General features: G+C 73.5%; 4 protein-coding genes and 1 pseudogene. 2 read left to right on the top strand and 3 right to left on the bottom strand.

The features are described 5' to 3' along the window. Window positions 1-293: 293 nt before the first annotated feature. Complete coding sequence (locus tag MCAG_RS23820; protein ID WP_036374962.1) at window positions 294-842, bottom strand: flavin reductase family protein; 549 nt, start codon at window positions 840-842, stop codon at window positions 294-296. Between the two features lie 252 nt (window positions 843-1,094). Continuing rightward, complete coding sequence (locus MCAG_RS36340; RefSeq protein WP_369751333.1) at window positions 1,095-1,208, bottom strand: putative leader peptide; 114 nt, start codon at window positions 1,206-1,208, stop codon at window positions 1,095-1,097. A gap of 213 nt (window positions 1,209-1,421) precedes the next feature. On the opposite strand from MCAG_RS36340, the gene MCAG_RS23815 reads away from it, so the two are divergent. Together MCAG_RS23815 and MCAG_RS23810 are read left to right on the top strand one after the other, a co-directional pair. After that, window positions 1,422-1,601 (top strand): DUF4236 domain-containing protein, encoded by a 180-nt coding sequence (locus MCAG_RS23815; RefSeq protein WP_007075522.1) that lies wholly within the window; start codon window positions 1,422-1,424, stop codon window positions 1,599-1,601. 260 nt (window positions 1,602-1,861) lie between these two features. Beyond that, entirely contained in the window at window positions 1,862-2,080 is a 219-nt protein-coding gene (locus MCAG_RS23810; protein ID WP_232290255.1) for a hypothetical protein, read from the top strand. On the opposite strand, the pseudogene MCAG_RS23805 reads toward MCAG_RS23810, so the two are convergent. Further along, window positions 2,043-2,496, bottom strand: a pseudogene (locus MCAG_RS23805) (hypothetical protein); the annotation flags it as partial. The gene MCAG_RS23810 and the pseudogene MCAG_RS23805 sit on opposite strands and share 38 nt — an antisense overlap.

The raw sequence follows: 2,496 nt of genomic DNA, 5'->3' as shown, positions 1-2,496 counted from the left end.
GCTACGACGGGGCGGCGGAGAACCTGCCCCGGCTCTGGTGTGGCTCGTGCGGGCGGCGGTGCGGCAGGTGGTTGACCAGGTGAACCTGGCGGAGATGGCCAGCGGGCGGCTGCCGGGCCACGTCCGGCGGCTGATCGCCCGCCCGGACGCCTGGGAGCCCCGCTGATCCGACCGACCGTCCGGCCGCACCGCCCCCGCACGGGTGCGGCCCCGTTCTGCGCAGGCGGCGGGCACGGCGGGATCATGGGCACGGCGGGGCGGCGGGCCCGACGGGCACGGTCGCGGATGCGCTGCTACTGCTCGGCGGTGGCGAAGTGGCCACCCCGGTGGTGCACCAGCGGGGCACCGTCCTCTCCCACGCCGAGGGCCAGCGGTTCGGCGATGACGATGGCGTGGTCCCCCGCCGACACCCGGTGCGCCACCCGGCAGAGCAGCACCGCGGGCGCCCCCTCGACCAGCGGCACACCGAACGGGCCGGGCGCCCAGCCGGGACACGCGGCGAACCTGTCGACGCCGCTGGTGGCGAAGGTGCGTGCCACCTCCTGCTGACCGGCGGCGAGCAGGTGCACGGCGACGTGCTCGGCGCGTTCGACGGTGGGCCAGTTCGACGACGCCCGGCCGAGGCAGAACGACACCAGCGGCGGCTCCAGCGACACGGAGGTGAACGAGGTCGCCGTGAACCCGGCCGGTGGCAGCGCCGGCCGGCCCCGGCCTCCGGAGCGCCCCGGCGTGGTGACCACGGCGACCGTGGTGGCCTGCCGGTGCAGCAGCGCGCGGAGCAGGTCGATGTCGACCGGGCGCAGCTCGGTGGTGCCGGCCACGGGCCGGTCCACGGTGGTCATGCCGGCCGCCGCAGGGAACGTCGCCGGTCGGTGCAGGCAACCGGGAGGCCGGCTGCCCGCTGACGGGCGGGCACCGTGTCGACGAGAGAGTGGTGTGTTGTGCGACGGGAAGGGGACACGGCTGTCTCCTGATCTGTCCGCTGGGCGGTGCGGCCACGCCGCGCGGCGGGCGCCGTGCGGTGCGGGACGCGGCGGCGCGCCGACCGCGCTCCGGGCGGACGGGCGGAAACGGTGGCCGGGCGACCGGTCACCTCAACAGAGCGCGCCCGCGTGTCGGACCAGGTCGACGTGCATGCGGGCGATGAGAAGGAACTCGTCCCGCTGCGCCATCACCCCATGGTGCCGCCGCCCTCTTCGAACGGTCAACGCCCTTCCACAATATGAGATATGAATCGCTTTCATCTGGGCATGCACTGCCTACAGCAGAGAACAGATCGCGAAATCCCATCTGTTGAGTGTGAATTCCCGGGTCGGCTGGGCGGCGGCGTCCAGTGCGGACGGAGGCGGGTTTCGCGAATTGGAGTTTCGGGCATGTTCGAGTTCGACACGGCAGGGTGTGGTCACGAAGGGAGCCCCGCGATGGGCCTGATGTTTCGCAAGCGCAAGAAGTACGGCCCGATCATCCTGAACTTCACCGAGAACGGGTTCTCCTCCTGGAGCATCAAGATCGGCCGCTGGTCCTGGAACTCGCGGGCGAAGGCGCACCGCGTCGACCTGCCCGGCCCGCTGTCGTGGAAGCAGGACAAGTCCCGGGCCTGACGTCCCGGGGTCGAACGGGGCGCCGGTGACCGACCGGCGCCCCGTTCGATGTTTAGTCCCCGGCCCCGACCTACGGCGGGGCGGGCTGGCCGGTTCCCCGCCGCGCCCGGGAACCCGGCGAGAATCGCCGCATGGCGCGGGACCACCACTGACCCGTCAGCGCCGTAGGGCGGCCCTGTCGGTCCTGCTACCGCTGGTCGCCTACTTCACGGTGCTCGTCGAGCACGGCCTTCGGCTGGTCGCACGCCGCGCTGTCCGTGGTGCTGGTGATCGCCGTGGCGTGGCTGGTCACCAGCCTGGTGCGCCGGCAGCTCGCCGTGGCCGACGACCCCGAGCAGATACAGGTCCGGTCGCTGGTCGGGCTCACGGTCGCCCGGGTCGCGGTCTGCCTCCGGATGGTCTTCGGCATCGGCGCGGTCACCACCGGAGTGTCCATCGCGGTCAAGCAGTTGATCCGCTGTTTCCGGCCACCGCCCTGATCAGCACGTCCCCGCCGAGCCGGCCGTGCTCCGGGTCGCGGGCCACCGCTTTCGCGTCGAGCAGGCCGGTCAGCGCCCGGGTCGCGTCCGCCGCCCGGTACACGGTCGAGGTGAGGGCGAACCGGCGCAGCTCGGTCACCGTACGCGGGCCGCACCGGCCCAGCTCGGCGAGGAGTTCCCGGCGCAGCGGACCCGGGTCCGGGTCAAGCGCGATGTCGAGGGCGCGCCCCTGCGGATCGGCCGGGTCACGGTACCGGAGGCCGGCAGACTCGTCGACCGCCCAGAGCGCGTCCTTGAACGCCTGGAGGCTCCGGTCCGACCCCGTCGCGAACGCGATCCGCAGCCCCTCGGCCCCGCCCGTCGGGAGCCCCTCGGCCCCGCCCCTCGAAGCGCTGCCCGCTCCGGCGACCGCGTCG

Source organism: Micromonospora sp. ATCC 39149 (assembly GCF_000158815.1).
Lineage (GTDB): Bacteria > Actinomycetota > Actinomycetes > Mycobacteriales > Micromonosporaceae > Micromonospora.
The sequence above is the reverse complement of the archived record's forward strand: the minus strand, read 5'-3'. Positions and strand labels throughout refer to the sequence as shown.

What these genes read in the sequence shown, in the direction of transcription:
- MCAG_RS23820 (WP_036374962.1), bottom strand. Translation starts at nt 842, where the DNA reads ATGACCACCGTGGACCGGCCCGTGGCCGGCACCACCGAGCTGCGCCCG.
- MCAG_RS23815 (WP_007075522.1), top strand. Translation starts at nt 1,422, where the DNA reads ATGGGCCTGATGTTTCGCAAGCGCAAGAAGTACGGCCCGATCATCCTG.